Origin of the sequence: Micromonospora sp. B9E7, assembly GCF_039871815.1 — a bacterium.
Taxonomy (GTDB): Bacteria; Actinomycetota; Actinomycetes; order Mycobacteriales; family Micromonosporaceae; genus Micromonospora.
Window position 1 is genome coordinate 23,236 of the sequence record NZ_JBDPLX010000027.1, and the last position, 13,528, is coordinate 36,763.

Consider the following 13,528-nt stretch of genomic DNA (forward strand, 5'->3'; position numbering starts at 1 on the left):
TGCCCGCTTATTTAAGCCAACTCTGATGATCCGATGAGTTTGTCGAGGCGGATCGGCAGGTCCCGGATCCGTACGCCGGTCGCGTGGTGCACCGCGTTGGCGATCGCCGCAGCGGTGCCGACGATGCCGATCTCACCGATGCCCTTCACCCCGGCCGGGTTCAGCTCGTCGTCGCGCTCGTCGAGCCAGTACGCCTCGATGGACTCCACGTCCGCGCAGCCGGTGATGTGGTACGTGGCCAGGTCGTGGTTGACCCAGTCGCCGTACCGCTCGTCGAGCAGGCCCTCCTCGTGCAGCGCCATCGACAACCCCATCGTCATGCCGCCGATGAGCTGGCTGCGCGCCGTCGTCGGGTTCACCACCCGGCCGGCGGCGAACACGCCGAGCAGCCGGTTCAGGCGTACCTCGCCGGTGTCGGCGTCCACCCGCACCTCGACGAACTGCGCCCCGTACGCGTACCGGGGCAGCGCGGGCTGCCCGCCCACCTCGTCTGAGGTGTCGGCCTCGGCGGTGACCTCGCCGGGGTTGGTGCGCCGCTTCTCCCGCAGCGCCTGGCAGGCGCGGATGACCGCCCAGCTCCAGCTCGCGGTGCCCATCGAGCCGCCGGCCAACGGGGCGGTCGGCAGCTCACTGTCCCCGATCTGGATCTCCACCTGCTCGGGCGGCACCTCGAGCGCGTCGGCGGCCACCTGCCAGATCGCCGTGCGGGCGCCGGTGCCGATGTCGGTGGCGTTGATCCGGACCAGGAAGCTCCCGTCGGACCGGGCGGTTGCGGTTGCGGTCGACGGCCTGGCCCGGGCCGGGTAGCTCGACCCGGCCACCCCCGTGCCGATCAGCCAGCGTCCGTCGCGCCGAGCGCGGGGCGTCGGGTCCCGGCCGGCCCAGTCGAACCGCTGGGCACCCTCGCGCAGGCAGTCCACCAGGTTGCGGCTGGTGAACGGCCGCCCCTGGTCGGGGTCGACAGCGGTGTCGTTGCGGATGCGCAGCTTCACCGGGTCGAGACCGACGGCGACAGCCAGTTCGTCCATCGCGGACTCCAGCGCGTACGCGCCCGGGCACTCGCCGGGGGCGCGCATCCAGAACGGCGTGGGCACGTCGAGGCGGGCCAACCGGTGCGTGGTGCGGCGGTGCGGCGCGGCGTACATGCTGCGGGTGTAGACGGCGGTCTGCTCGGCGAACTCCCGGATGGTCGACGTCTGGCTGATCGCGTCGTGGCAGATCGCGGTGAGCCGCCCGTCGGCGTCGGCGGCGAGGCGGACCCGCTGGATGGTGGGGGTGCGGTAGCCGACCGGCCCGAACAGTTGCTGGCGGGTCAACGCCAGCTTGACCGGGCGGTCCACGTGTCGGGCGGCGAGCGCGGCCAGCACCACCGAGGCCTTGGCGTACCCCTTGCTGCCGAAGCCGCCGCCGACGTGCTCGGCGACGACCCGGATCGACTCCGGGGGCAGCTCGAACAGCTCGGCGAGGGTGGCGCGGACCGGTGACGCGCCCTGGGTGGAGTCGTGCACCAGCAGCCGCCCGTCGTGCCACTGCGCCGTCGTGGCGTGCGGCTCCATCGGGTTGTTGTGGTACGCCGGCGTCCGGTACGTGACGTCCAACCGCACCGGGGCGGCCGCGTACCCGGCGTCGAAGTCACCCTCGGCAGTGTCCGTCGGATAGCTGGGGTTGACCTGGTCCGGCTTGTACAGGCCGGGATGGTCGTCGGTGAGCACCGTGCTGTGCGGACCGGCGTCGTAGTCGATCCGGACCAACCGGGCACCCTCGCGGGCGGCCTCCAGACTGGTGGCCACCACCACGGCGACGTACTGCCCCCGGTAGTGCACCGCCGGCTCCTGCAGCAGCCACAACTCCGGCTGCGGGCCGGGCGCCATCCGGGGCGCGTTGCCGTGGTGCAGCACGGCCAGCACGCCCGGCGACGCCAGCGCCTCCGCCGCGTCCACCCGGGTGATCCGACCCCGGACCACCGCCGACGGCACCGCCCAGCCGTAGGTGACCCCGTCCACCGGGTACTCCACCGCGTACCGGGCCGTGCCGGTGACCTTCTCCGGGCCCTCCAACCGGGGGTACGCCCGTCCGACCGCCCCGGTGCTCACGACGACGCCAGTTCGCTGAGCGCCCGCACGGTGATGGCCCGGGTCAGCGGGAGCTTGAAGCCGTTGTGCCGCAGCGGGCGCGCCTCGGCCAGCTCCGCGTCGGCGGCCCGGGCCGCCAGCTCCGGGCTGAACGGACGCCCCCGCAGCACCTCCTCGGCCCGGTACGCCCGCCACGGCCGGTGCGCCACCGCCCCGTACGCCAACCGCACGTCGCGGACGGTGTCACCGTCGAGGTCCAGCACCGCGGCCACCGAGCCGGCGGCGAACGCGAACGAGGCCCGGTCGCGCACCTTCAGGTACGTCGAGCGGCGCGCGGCCGGCAGCGGCGGTAGCCGGACGGCGGTGATCAGCGCGCCCCGGGTCAGGGTGGTCTCGCGTTCCGGGTGGGTGCCGGGGGAGCGGTAGAACTCGGCGATCGGGATGTCGCGGGGGCCGTCGACCTCGTGCACCTGCACCACCGTGTCGAGGGCGGCCAGCGCGACGGCCAGGTCGGACGGGTGGGTGGCCACGCACTGCTCGGACCAGTCCAGCACCGCCAGGTCGCGGTTCTGGCCGTGCAGGGCGGCGCAACCGCTGCCCGGCTCCCGCTTGTTGCACGCCTTGCCGGTGTCCTGGAAGTAGACGCAGCGGGTGCGCTGCAAGAGGTTGCCGCCGGTGGTGGCCATGTTGCGCAGCTGCCCGGAGGCGGCGGCGAGCAGGGCGCGGGCCAGCACCGGGTAGTCCCGGCGCACCGCCGGGTGGGCCGCGAGGTCGCTGTTGCGGACGGTCGCGCCGATCCGCAGCCCGCCGTCGGGCAGATCCTCGACCGTGTCCAGCGGGAGTCGGGTCACGTCCACCAGCACGTCGGGGCGCTGCACCCCGAGTTTCATCAGGTCCACCAGGTTGGTCCCGCCGCCCAGGTACGCGGCCTTCGACTCGGCCGTCAGCACGGCGACCGCCTCCGCCACGTCGGCGGGCCGGTGGTAGCGGAACGCCCTCACGAGGACGCCGTCTCGCGGACGGCCGCGACGATGTGCGGGTACGCGGCACAGCGGCACAGGTTGCCGGCCATCCGCTCGCGGATCTCCGCGTCGGTCAGCTCGGTCGGTGAGCTCAGGTCGTCGGTGACCGCGCTCGGCCAGCCCCGGGCGACCTCGTCGAGCATGCCCCGGGCGGAGCAGAGTTGCCCGGGGGTGCAGTAGCCGCACTGGAACGCGTCGTGCGCGACGAACGCGGCCTGCAGCGGGGACAGCTCGCCCGGTCCGGCCAGCCCTTCGACGGTGACCACCGACCGGCCGTCCACGGTGACCGCGAAGACCAGGCAGCTCTTCACCCGGCGGCCGTCGAGCAGCACCGTGCAGGAGCCGCACTGGCCGTGGTCGCAGCCCTTCTTCGCCCCGGTCAGGCCGAGGTGCTCGCGCAACGTGTCGAGCAGGGTGGTGCGGTTGTCCAGCGTCACCTCGCGGGAGGCGCCGTTGACCTCGACCGTCACCCGGGACGAGTGGCGCTCGTCGGTCGTCGTCGCGTTCTCCGGTCCGCCCTGCACCGGCCCAGACTAGCTTTGTCGGTATATTTCGGGGCGAATAACGCAAAGCCCTTCGTACGGGAGGGGACGACGGTGATCGCCGGACTGTTGCTGGCGGCCGGCGCCGGCCGGCGGTACGGCCGCCCGAAGGCGTTGGTCGAGCTGGACGGCGAGCCGCTGGTGCGGCGCGGGGTCCGGCTGCTCGGCGACGGCGGCTGCACACCTGTGCACGTGGTGCTCGGCGCGGGCGCCGACGAGGTGCCCGCCCTGCCCGGCGCGGTGCCGGTGCGCCACGACCGCTGGTCCGAAGGGCTGGGCTCGTCGCTACGCCGGGGCCTGGCCGCACTGCCGGCCGACGTGCCGGCCGCGGTCGTGGTCCTCGTCGACCAACCGCTGCTCAGCCCGCTCGCGGTCCGCCGGGTACGCGAGGCGTACGCCGGCGAGGCGGTCGTGGTGGTCGCCACCTACGCCGGCCGGCCCGGTCATCCGATCCTGCTGGGGCGGCGGACCTGGCCGCTGCTGGACAGGTACGCCGTGGGCGACCGGGGTGCCCGCGACCTGCTCCGCGAGCGTCCGGACCTGGTGGTCGAGGTGCCCTGCGACGACGTCGGCTCGCCTGTCGACGTGGACACCCCGGCCGATCTGCTCCGGCTGCGCACCCTCACCGACGGGTGAGCCACCGAGGCAGCCCCTCGCTGGTCACCGCGTGATAGCTGATCATGACGATGACGCCGATCAGGCCCAGCAACGGATTGACGAACCAGCCGAGCAGACCGCTGAGCCCGTACAGGACGAGGCCGGTGACCGGTCGCAGTCGCTGCGCCCGCACGTACCCGGGGCTGACCCGGCGTTCGTGCAGCGCCGGGTGGCGGTGCAGGTAGCCGAAGAACACCAGCCAGGGAGCCGACATCAACGCCGCGGACAGCGCGTACAGGCGTGGTGGTCGGTGGCGGTTTGGTCCGGCTGGGACACGAACGGCCGCCCAGGGTCATCCCCCGGACGGCCGTCGCGCTGCCCGCCGCTCAGGCCACCGGTGTCGCGGTGCCGGCCGCCCGGGCGGCTCGCTGGTGGGCGCGAATCACCTCGGCGTAGCGCAGGCCGCTCGCCTTCATCGTCCGCCGCTGGGTGGCGTAGTCGACGTGCACCAACCCGAAGCGCTTGTCGTAGCCGTAGGCCCACTCGAAGTTGTCCAGCAACGACCAGACGAAGTAACCGTCCAGCGGCACGCCCCGGGCCACCGCCGACGCGCACGCCGCCAGGTGCTGCTCCAGGTGGTCGGTGCGCTCCTTGTCCTCCACGGTGCCGTCCGCGGTGACCTCGTCCGGCCAGGCCGAACCGCTCTCGGTGACGATGATCCGGCCCGGCCGGTACTCCTCGTGCACGTCGACGAGCAGCCGCTCAAGGCCCGCCGGGTACACCTCCCAACCCATCGCGGTCTCCACCGATCCGGGGACCGGCACCTGCCGGGCGTACGGCGCCGCACCGGTCGGATCGTCGACCACCAACTGACGGAAGTAGTAGTTCACCCCGAGGAAGTCGGTGGGCGTGGAGATCACCGCCAGGTCGTCGCCGCGTACCGGTGGCTCGACGCCGTAGGTGGCGATCATGTCGGCGGGGTAGCCGCGCCCGTGGATCGGGTCCAGCCACCACCTGTTGACGTGCCCGTCCGCCCGGCGGGCCGCCGCGACGTCCTCCGGCCGGTCGGTCGCCGCCTCGATCGGGCTGAGGTTGAGCACCAGGCCCACCGAGGCCGGACGGGCGGCGTTGGCCCGGATCGCCTGGGTGGCCAGGCCGTGGCCGAGCAGCACGTGGTGCGAGGCGTGCACCGCGCGGGTCAGGTCCCGCTCACCGGGGGCCATTCGCCCCTCCAGGTGCCCGATCCAGCACACGCAGAGCGGCTCGTTGACCGTGTTCCAGTCGGCCACCCGGTCACCGAGGCGGGCGGCCACCACCGCCGCGTAGTCGGCGAACGCCTCGGCGGTGGCACGCTCCGGCCAACCGCCGGAGTCCTGCAGGGCCTGCGGCAGATCCCAGTGGTACAGCGTGACGAACGGCCGGATCCCGTCGGCGAGCAACGTGTCGACGAGCCGGTCGTAGAAGTCCAGCCCGGCGGGGTTGACCCGACCGACGCCGTCGGGCATCACCCGGGGCCAGGCCACCGAGAAACGGTACGCGTCCACGCCGAGCCGACGCAGCAGCGCCAGGTCCTCCGGCCACCGGTGGTAGTGGTCGCAGGCCACCGCGCCGGTGTCGCCGTTGTCGACGTTGCCGGGGGTCGCCGAGAAGGTGTCCCAGATGGACGGCGCCCGGCCGTCGACGTCGACGGCCCCCTCGATCTGGTACGCCGCCGTGGCGACGCCCCAGAGGAAGTCGGGTGGCAGCTTGGACAGGTCGGGCACGGGATGGTTCTCCTCTGGGATCGGATGACTCACTTGACCGCGCCGGCGGTGAGGCCGGCGACGAAGTACCGCTGCAGGGCCAGGAACCCGACGACGACCGGGATGCTGACCACCAGCGAGGCGGCCATGATCTGGTTCCAGTAGACGTTGAACTGGGTGGAGTAGCCCTGCAGGCCGACGGCCAGGGTGCGGCTGCCCTCGTCGGTCATCACCGACGCGAACAGCACCTCACCCCAGGCGGTCATGAACGCGTACACGGTGACCGCGACGACGCCGGGCACGGCGGCCGGCAGGATGACCTGGAACAGGGTGCGCAGCGGCCCGGCGCCGTCGACCTGCGCCGCCTCGTCCAACCCCCGGGGGATCGAGTCGAAGTAGCCGACCAGCATCCAGATCGAGAACGGCAGCGAGAACGTCAGGTACGTGATCACCAGGCCGGTGCGGCTGGCGTACAGCTCGATGCCTGTGGCGTTGCCCAGGTTGACGTAGATGAGGAACAGCGGCAGCAGGAACAGGATGCCGGGGAACATCTGGGTGGACAGCACCGTCACCGAGAAGACACCCCGGCCGCGGAACCGGTACCGGCTCACCGCGAACGCGGCGAAGATCGCCACCGTCACCGAGCAGATCGCCGCGATGCTCGACACCACCAGGCTGTTCACCAGGTACCGGGCCAGCGGCACGGTGCTCCACATGTCGACGAACGGTTGCAGGGTGGGCCGGCTGGGCCACCAGGTGAAGCCGTTCTGCACGTCCTGCAACGGCTTCGCCGCCGAGGTGACCATCACGTAGAGCGGGATGACGACGAAGAGGGTGAGCAGGGTCAGCACGATGCGCCGGCCCCAGCGCTCACCGGCGGTCTCACGCATGGTCGTCCCTCCGACGGTTGGTGATCAGCAGGTACGCGGCCGAGACGACGAGCAGGAACAGCAGCAGCGCCACGGACATCGCCGAGCCGGAGCCGAAGTCCCAGGTCTTGAACGAGCTGCGGTAGATGTGGATGGAGATCAGGTCGGCCTGCTCCGGAGCGGAACCGCCGAAGAGCACGAACGGGGTGTTGAAGTCGTTGAACGTCCACAGGAACAGCACCAGCAGCAGCACCAGGTTCACCGGCCGCAGCATGGGCAGGGTGACCGAGCGCAGCCGGCGCCAGAACCCGGCGCCGTCGATCGCGGCGGCCTCGTACAGCTCACCGGGCACGTTCTGCAGTCCGGCCATCAGGCACAGGAACGCGAACGGCCAGTTGCGCCACACCGACACCACCAGCAGCGACCAGAAGCTGTTGTCGCCGATCAGCCAGAACGGGCGCTCGCCCAGCAGCCCGAGCTGGTCGACGAGGACGTGGTTGACCAGGCCGGTGTCGCGTTGCAGCAGGAAGCTCCAGGTGATCACCGCGGCGTAGACCGGCAGGGCGTACGGGGTGAGGAACAGCGCCCGCAGGATCGCCCGCCCCCGGAAGGGCCGCTGCAGCACGACCGCCGCCGAGACGCCGAGCAGCCAGGCGAACCCGACCGAGAGCACGCTGTAGGCCAGGGTGATCCAGAACGAGTGCAGCAGGTCCTTGCCGGCGGCGCTGTTCAGGTCGAGCGTCGCCCGGTAGTTCTCCCATCCCACGAAGGGTGCGGTGGACCAGTCGCGGATGTGGAACTGGGTCAGTTCCAGCATGCTCATCCAGACGCCGACCACCATCGGGATCACGTGGATGGCGAGTTCCAGCACGATGGCCGGGGCGAGCAGCAGATACGGCAGGAGTGAGCGGCGTGGGCCGCGGGGCCGGCGGGCCGGCCTCCGTGCCGGTGACCCGGCCCGGGGTTCGCGCCGGTCGGCGTCCGGCGCGGTGGTGCTGGTTGCCATCGGTGACGCCTGGGTCAGCGCATCTTCTGCTGCGCGTCGGTCAGCTTCGCCTTCACCGACGCCTCGGTGACCGGCTTGCCGCTGGCCGCGTCCGCGAACAGCTCCTTCATCGCGGTGCCGACCAGGGTCTCGAAGGTGCTCTCCTCGGGCACCTGCGGCAGCGGGGCCGCCGTGGTGACCAGGGTCTCCTGGATGGTCTTCTGCTCGGTGGCGCTGAACGCCGGGTCGGCGCCCGCGGTCTTCACCGCCGGCAGCGAGCCGTACGTCTTGTTGAGGATCGTCTGCTCCTCGTCGCTGGTCATGAACTTCACGAAGCTCAGCGCGCCGTCACGGTTCTTGGTGTGCTTGAAGACCGCCATGTTGATCCCGGCGACCATGCTGTTGACCTTCTTGCCACCGGCCGGCGGGTTCGCCAGGAACGGCACCGGGGCCACCCCGTACGCGTCGGCCGGCATGTTCTGCGTCTTCAGGTTCGAGCCGGCGGACTGCCACAGCAACATGGCGGCCTTGCCGTTGGCGAAGTCGGACACCGACTGGTTCTGCGCGTACTCGGCGTTGCTCGGGTTGGTGATCTTGTCGGCGGCCATGAAGTCGACGTACCGCTTGATCGCCGACACGTTCTGCGGGGTGTCGAAGGTCGGCTTGCCGGCCGAGTCGAACCACTCGCCGCCGTACTGCTGGCTGAAGGTGAAGGCGTGGTGGGCGTTCTCCGACGGGTTGGCACCCTCGATGGCCAGGCCCCACTTGCCGCCGGTGCTCAGCTTCTTGCCGTACTCGGCGAGCTGTTCCCAGGTGGTCGGCGGTGCGGTGATGCCGGCGTCGGCGAACGACTTCTTGTTGTAGTACAGGCTGTACGCCATGCTGTAGAGCGGCACGGCGGCCGGCGGCTTGCCGGGGGCCCCGGCGGCGGCGAGTGCGGCCGGCACGATCCGGTCCTTGCCGCCGACGGCCTGCAGGGTGGCGTCGTCGAACTCGACGAGCGCGCCGGTGGCCTGCAACGACGCCGACCAGGTGTTGCCGATGTTGACCACGTCCGGGCCCTTGCCGGAGGTGGCGGCCGCGAGCAGGCGGTTGAGCAGGTCCGACCAGGGGACCACCTCGACGGTGACCTTGATCCCGGTCTGTTTCTCGAACTTGTCCAGCTCCGGCTGGAGGATGGTCTTGTCGGCCTCCAGGCTGGCGCCCTGGTTGCTGGCCCAGTAGGTCAGCGTCTTGGGCGACGCTGCGGAGTCGTCGCCGGAGCCGCCGCAGGCGGTCAGCGATGCGGCGGCCAGTACGGCGGCGGTGAATATCCCGAGGTGTCGTCTCGACACGGTCAGCCCTTCCGGTGCGTGGTGGGGGTCCGCCGACCGTCGTCGCCGATAGGGGTCGGGCGACGGGTGGCCGGCTGCGGGCAGGGTTCGGGGGTGCGCCGTCGGGGGTCCGTCGGCGTTTCCCGGGAGTTACATCACGGCTTAATTTATGTCGTCATTAAAGTTGTTGGCCGGTGGGTCGTCAAGCACGAGGCGGTTACAGTCGCCTCGAACGGCCGACGGGAACGAGGTGACGAGTGGAGCTGGCGCGTGCCACCAACCGCAGCGTGCGGCTGCGCAACAGGTCCGCCCTGCTGACCAGGCTCTTCCTCGACGGTCCGCTCACCCGGCAGGACCTGGTGCGCAGCACCGGGCTGAGCCAGCCGGCGGTCAGCAACGTGGTGGCCGACCTGATCGACGAGGGGCTGGTCGCCGAGGCCGGGGCCGCCGAGTCCGACGGCGGTCGGCCCAGCATGCTGCTGCGGATCGCGCCCCGCTTCGCGTTCCTGGTCGGCGTGGACGTCGGCGAGACCCGGGTCCGGGTGGAGCTGTTCGACTTCGCGATGACCCTGCTGGCCAGCGTCGAGTACCCGCTCGACCCGGCGCGTACCGAGCCGGAGCTGGTGGCCGGGCACGTGCTGGCCGGCATCGACGCGGTGACCGGCCGGGCCGGGGTGGCCCCCGCCGACGTGCTCGGCGTCGGCATCGGCGTCTCCGGCGTGGTCGAGCAGGGCACCGAGGCCGTCGTGCACGCCCAGGCCCTCGGCTGGGACCGGGTGCCGCTGGAGCGCCTGATCGGCGCCGGCACGGACCTGCCGCTGCACATCGACAACGGCGCGAAGACCCTCGGTCAGGCCGAGATGTGGTTCGGCGCCGGTCGGGGCGCCCGGCACGCCGTCTTCGCCCTGGTCGGCTCGGGAGTGGGCGCGTCGGTGGTGACCAACGGCGCCACCTACCGGGGTGCGTCCAGCAGCGCGGGGGAGTGGGGGCACACCACCCTGGTGTACGGCGGCCGGGCCTGCCGGTGCGGCGCGCGCGGCTGCCTGGAGGCGTACGTGGGTGCGGAGGCGATCATCGACCGCTACCGGGAGGCGCGCCGGGGTCGACCGGTGCCCGGTGAGGACGAGGAGTCCCAGATCGCCGCCCTGGTCGCCGCCGCCGACACCTCGGCCACCGCGCGACGGGTCCTCGACGACACCGCCGGCTACCTCGGGGCCGGGGTGGCCAACCTGATCAACCTGTTCAACCCGGAGCGGGTGGTGCTCGGCGGCTGGGCGGCGATGGCGTTGGGCGACCTGCTGCCGGCCGTCCGGGAGGCCGCCGGTCGGCAGGCGCTGCGTCAGCCGTACGGCCAGGCGTCGATCGAGCTGTGCCGACTCGGAGTGGACGCCGTGGCGCTCGGCGCGGCCACCCTCCCGATCGCCCGCTTCCTCACCGAGGGTGGCGTCCGCCGCTAGCGGGTGGGCGCGACCGGTGGCGGCTGCGGCGAATTACACAAAAAGAATCCTCGGGATAAATAACGAAGTTATAGATCGATGTCTTGACGCCGTCGCAATCTCGCCGCAACACTCCTACGAGAGCGCTCTCAGGTCTGCGGCGCCGCCGACCCTCACACGGCGCGTCACGGGGCCGTCCCGATCCCATCCGCCCGGCATCCGTACCCCCTAGCGACAGGCGATGTCATGACATCTCGTGCAACATCCGTACGCCCGCGTTCCCGACGGGCCGTCCGGCACCTGATCGTCGGGCTCACCGTGGCCCTGGTCGCGGCGCTCACCCCGGCCGTGGCCACCGCGCCCGCGCAGGCCGCACCCACCCTGCTCTCCCAGGGCCGGCCCGCCACCGCGTCGTCCACCGAGAACGCCGGCACCCCGGCCGCCGCCGCGGTCGACGGCAACACCGGCACCCGCTGGGCGAGCGCGTTCAGCGACCCGCAGTGGCTCCAGGTCGACCTGGGCGCCCGCGCCACCATCAGTCAGGTGAACCTGGCCTGGGAGGGCGCCTACGGGCGCGCGTTCCAGCTCCAGACCTCCGACGACGGGGCCACCTGGACCACGATCTACTCGACCACCACCGGCACCGGCGGCACCCAGAACCTCACCGTCGCCGGCGCCGGCCGCTACGTGCGGATGAACGGCACCGCCCGGGGTACCGGCTACGGCTACTCGCTCTGGGAGTTCCAGGTCTACGGCGAGACCGGTGGCACCACGCCGACCTGCGGCAGCACCAACGTGGCCCAGGGCAGCCCGGCGACCGCCTCGTCCACCCAGGACGCCGGCCTCGCGGCCTCCGCCGCCGTGGACGGCAACACCGGCACCCGGTGGGCCAGCGCCGCCAGCGACCCGCAGTGGCTGCGCGTCGACCTCGGCAGCACCCGCACCATCTGCCGGGTGGTCCTCACCTGGGAGGCCGCGTACGCCCGGGCCTTCCAGATCCAGACCTCGACCGACGGGGCCACCTGGACCAGCGTCTACTCGACCACCACCGGCACCGGCGGCACGCAGACCCTGAACGTCAGCGGCAGCGGCCGATACCTGCGGGTGTACGGCACCGCCCGGGGCACCGCCTACGGCTACTCACTCTGGGAGTTGGCGGTGAACACCACCGGCGGCACCAGCGAGCCGCCGGTCGACACGACCGACCCGCGCAACCCCAACCTCGGGCCGAACACGTTCGTCTTCGACCCGAGCACGCCCACGTCGACCATCCAGAGTCGACTCAACACCCTCTTCACCCAGCAGGAGACCAACCAGTTCGGCCCGCAGCGCTACGCGGTGCTGTTCAAGCCCGGCACCTACACCGCCGACGTCAACCTCGGCTTCTTCACCCAGGTCGCCGGGCTCGGCATGAGCCCCGACGACGTCAACCTCAACGGGCACGTCCGCACCGAGGCGTTCTGGTTCGGCGGTAACGCCACCCAGAACTTCTGGCGGGCCGCCGAGAACCTCTCCGTCACCCTGCCCGCCGGGCAGACCGTGGAGCGGTGGGCGGTGTCCCAGGCCGCCCCGTACCGGCGGATGCACCTGCGCGGCGCGCAGAACCAGATCCAGCTCTGGAACGGCGGCGACGGTTGGTCCAGCGGCGGCCTGATGGCCGACACCCGCGTCGACGGCCTGGTCGTCTCCGGCTCGCAGCAGCAGTGGTACTCCCGCAACAGCGAGTTCGGCAACGGCTGGACCGGCTCGGTGTGGAACATGGTCTTCCAGGGCGTCACCGGCGCACCGGCGCCCAGCTTCCCGAACCCGTCGCACACCGTCATCGGGCAGACTCCGCAGGTCCGGGAGAAGCCGTTCCTCTACGTCGACGGCACCGGTGAGTACCGGGTCTTCGTGCCCGCGCTGCGCACCAACTCCACTGGCACCAGCTGGTACAACAAGACCCCGGCCGGCTCGTCCATCTCGCTGTCGCAGTTCTACGTCGTCCAGCCGGGCACCAGCGCCGCCACCATCAACGCGGCCCTGGCCCAGGGCCGGCACCTGCTCTTCACGCCGGGCGTGCACCGGGTCACCGAGCCGATCCAGGTCAACCGGGCCGACACGGTGATCCTCGGCCTCGGTCTGGCCACCATCCAGGCCGACAACGGCACCGTGGGAATGCGGGTCGCCGACGTGGACGGCGTCAAGGTCGCCGGCATCATGTTCGAGGCCGGTACGACCAACTCGCCGGTGCTGATGGAGGTCGGGCCGTCCGGTTCGTCCGCGAGCCACGCCTCCAACCCGACCTCGCTGCACGACGTGTTCTTCCGCATCGGCGGGCCACACGTCGGCAAGGCCACCAACACGTTGACCGTCAACAGCGACAACGTGATCGGCGACCACATGTGGCTGTGGCGGGCCGACCACGCCGCCGAGGGCGTGCCCACCGGGTGGACGCTGAACACCGCCGACACCGGGCTCACGGTCAACGGCGACAACGTCACCATGTACGGCCTCTTCGTCGAGCACTACCAGAAGTACCAGACCATCTGGAACGGCAACGGCGGCCGGACGTACTTCTACCAGAACGAGCTGCCGTACGACCCACCCAACCAGGCCGCCTGGATGAACGGGTCGACCCGGGGCTACGCCGCGTACAAGGTCGCCGACTCGGTGACCAGTCACCAGGCGTGGGGGCTGGGCAGCTACAGCTACTTCAACGTCAACCCCGCGGTGGTCGAGGAGCGGTCCTTCGAGGTGCCCAACAACCCGAACGTGCGCTTCACGAACATGGTCACCGTCTCGCTCGGTGGCGTCGGCACCATCAACCGGGTGATCAACAACGCCGGTGGCACCGCGAACGCGGCCAACCAGCAGGTGTACCTGACCACCTACCCCTGACCGGGGCACCCGCGCCGGCCCGGTCGTCTCATCGGACCGGGTCGGCCGGGTGGCACCCAGGGCCGAGGCC

General features: G+C 71.5%; 11 protein-coding genes. 3 read left to right on the forward strand and 8 right to left on the reverse strand.

The features are described from left to right. Positions 1–11: 11 nt before the first annotated feature. From ABGB10_RS29755 to ABGB10_RS29765, 3 genes are read right to left on the reverse strand one after another with little or no spacing between them, the layout of a single operon-like run. Entirely contained in the window at positions 12–2,093 is a 2,082-nt protein-coding gene (locus ABGB10_RS29755; protein ID WP_347664305.1) for a xanthine dehydrogenase family protein molybdopterin-binding subunit, read from the reverse strand. Then, positions 2,090–3,073, reverse strand: coding sequence for a xanthine dehydrogenase family protein subunit M (locus ABGB10_RS29760; protein ID WP_347664306.1), 984 nt, complete (start codon positions 3,071–3,073; stop codon positions 2,090–2,092). The genes ABGB10_RS29755 and ABGB10_RS29760 overlap by 4 nt, the downstream gene beginning before the upstream one ends. Next, the gene (locus tag ABGB10_RS29765) at positions 3,070–3,564 is read right to left on the reverse strand and encodes a 2Fe-2S iron-sulfur cluster-binding protein (protein ID WP_347664368.1); all 495 of its coding nucleotides are present in this window, start codon (positions 3,562–3,564) and stop codon (positions 3,070–3,072) included. The genes ABGB10_RS29760 and ABGB10_RS29765 overlap by 4 nt, the downstream gene beginning before the upstream one ends. A gap of 126 nt (positions 3,565–3,690) precedes the next feature. Between ABGB10_RS29765 and ABGB10_RS29770 the strand changes: the two genes are divergently transcribed. Next, on the forward strand, positions 3,691–4,272 hold the full coding sequence (locus tag ABGB10_RS29770) for a nucleotidyltransferase family protein (RefSeq protein ID WP_347664307.1): 582 nt from the start codon (positions 3,691–3,693) through the stop codon (positions 4,270–4,272). On the opposite strand, the gene ABGB10_RS29775 is transcribed toward ABGB10_RS29770, so the two are convergent. The 5 genes from ABGB10_RS29775 to ABGB10_RS29795 all read right to left on the reverse strand — a co-directional run bounded on the left by ABGB10_RS29775 (position 4,259) and on the right by ABGB10_RS29795 (position 9,163). After that, on the reverse strand, positions 4,259–4,507 hold the full coding sequence (locus tag ABGB10_RS29775; RefSeq protein ID WP_347664308.1) for a hypothetical protein: 249 nt from the start codon (positions 4,505–4,507) through the stop codon (positions 4,259–4,261). The two genes, ABGB10_RS29770 and ABGB10_RS29775, sit on opposite strands and share 14 nt — an antisense overlap. 112 nt (positions 4,508–4,619) lie before the next feature. Next, positions 4,620–5,996: a GH1 family beta-glucosidase gene (locus tag ABGB10_RS29780; RefSeq protein ID WP_347664309.1), complete on the reverse strand. Its 1,377-nt coding sequence runs from the start codon at positions 5,994–5,996 to the stop codon at positions 4,620–4,622. A 29-nt stretch (positions 5,997–6,025) separates the two neighbouring features. Then, entirely contained in the window at positions 6,026–6,865 is an 840-nt protein-coding gene (locus tag ABGB10_RS29785) for a carbohydrate ABC transporter permease (RefSeq protein WP_347664310.1), read from the reverse strand. Beyond that, entirely contained in the window at positions 6,858–7,850 is a 993-nt protein-coding gene (locus ABGB10_RS29790; protein WP_347664311.1) for a sugar ABC transporter permease, read from the reverse strand. The genes ABGB10_RS29785 and ABGB10_RS29790 overlap by 8 nt, the downstream gene beginning before the upstream one ends. Before the next feature lie 14 nt (positions 7,851–7,864). Next, positions 7,865–9,163, reverse strand: coding sequence for a sugar ABC transporter substrate-binding protein (locus tag ABGB10_RS29795; RefSeq protein WP_347664312.1), 1,299 nt, complete (start codon positions 9,161–9,163; stop codon positions 7,865–7,867). Positions 9,164–9,399: 236 nt separating this feature from the next. On the opposite strand from ABGB10_RS29795, the gene ABGB10_RS29800 reads away from it, so the two are divergent. Continuing rightward, on the forward strand, positions 9,400–10,599 hold the full coding sequence (locus tag ABGB10_RS29800; RefSeq protein WP_347664313.1) for an ROK family transcriptional regulator: 1,200 nt from the start codon (positions 9,400–9,402) through the stop codon (positions 10,597–10,599). Between the two features lie 225 nt (positions 10,600–10,824). Next, positions 10,825–13,458: a discoidin domain-containing protein gene (locus ABGB10_RS29805; protein ID WP_347664314.1), complete on the forward strand. Its 2,634-nt coding sequence runs from the start codon at positions 10,825–10,827 to the stop codon at positions 13,456–13,458. Positions 13,459–13,528: the final 70 nt, after the last annotated feature.

What these genes read in the sequence shown, in the direction of transcription:
- ABGB10_RS29775 (WP_347664308.1), bottom strand. Translation starts at nt 4,507, where the DNA reads ATGTCGGCTCCCTGGCTGGTGTTCTTCGGCTACCTGCACCGCCACCCG.
- ABGB10_RS29785 (WP_347664310.1), bottom strand. Translation starts at nt 6,865, where the DNA reads ATGCGTGAGACCGCCGGTGAGCGCTGGGGCCGGCGCATCGTGCTGACC.
- ABGB10_RS29790 (WP_347664311.1), bottom strand. Translation starts at nt 7,850, where the DNA reads ATGGCAACCAGCACCACCGCGCCGGACGCCGACCGGCGCGAACCCCGG.
- ABGB10_RS29805 (WP_347664314.1), top strand. Translation starts at nt 10,825, where the DNA reads ATGACATCTCGTGCAACATCCGTACGCCCGCGTTCCCGACGGGCCGTC.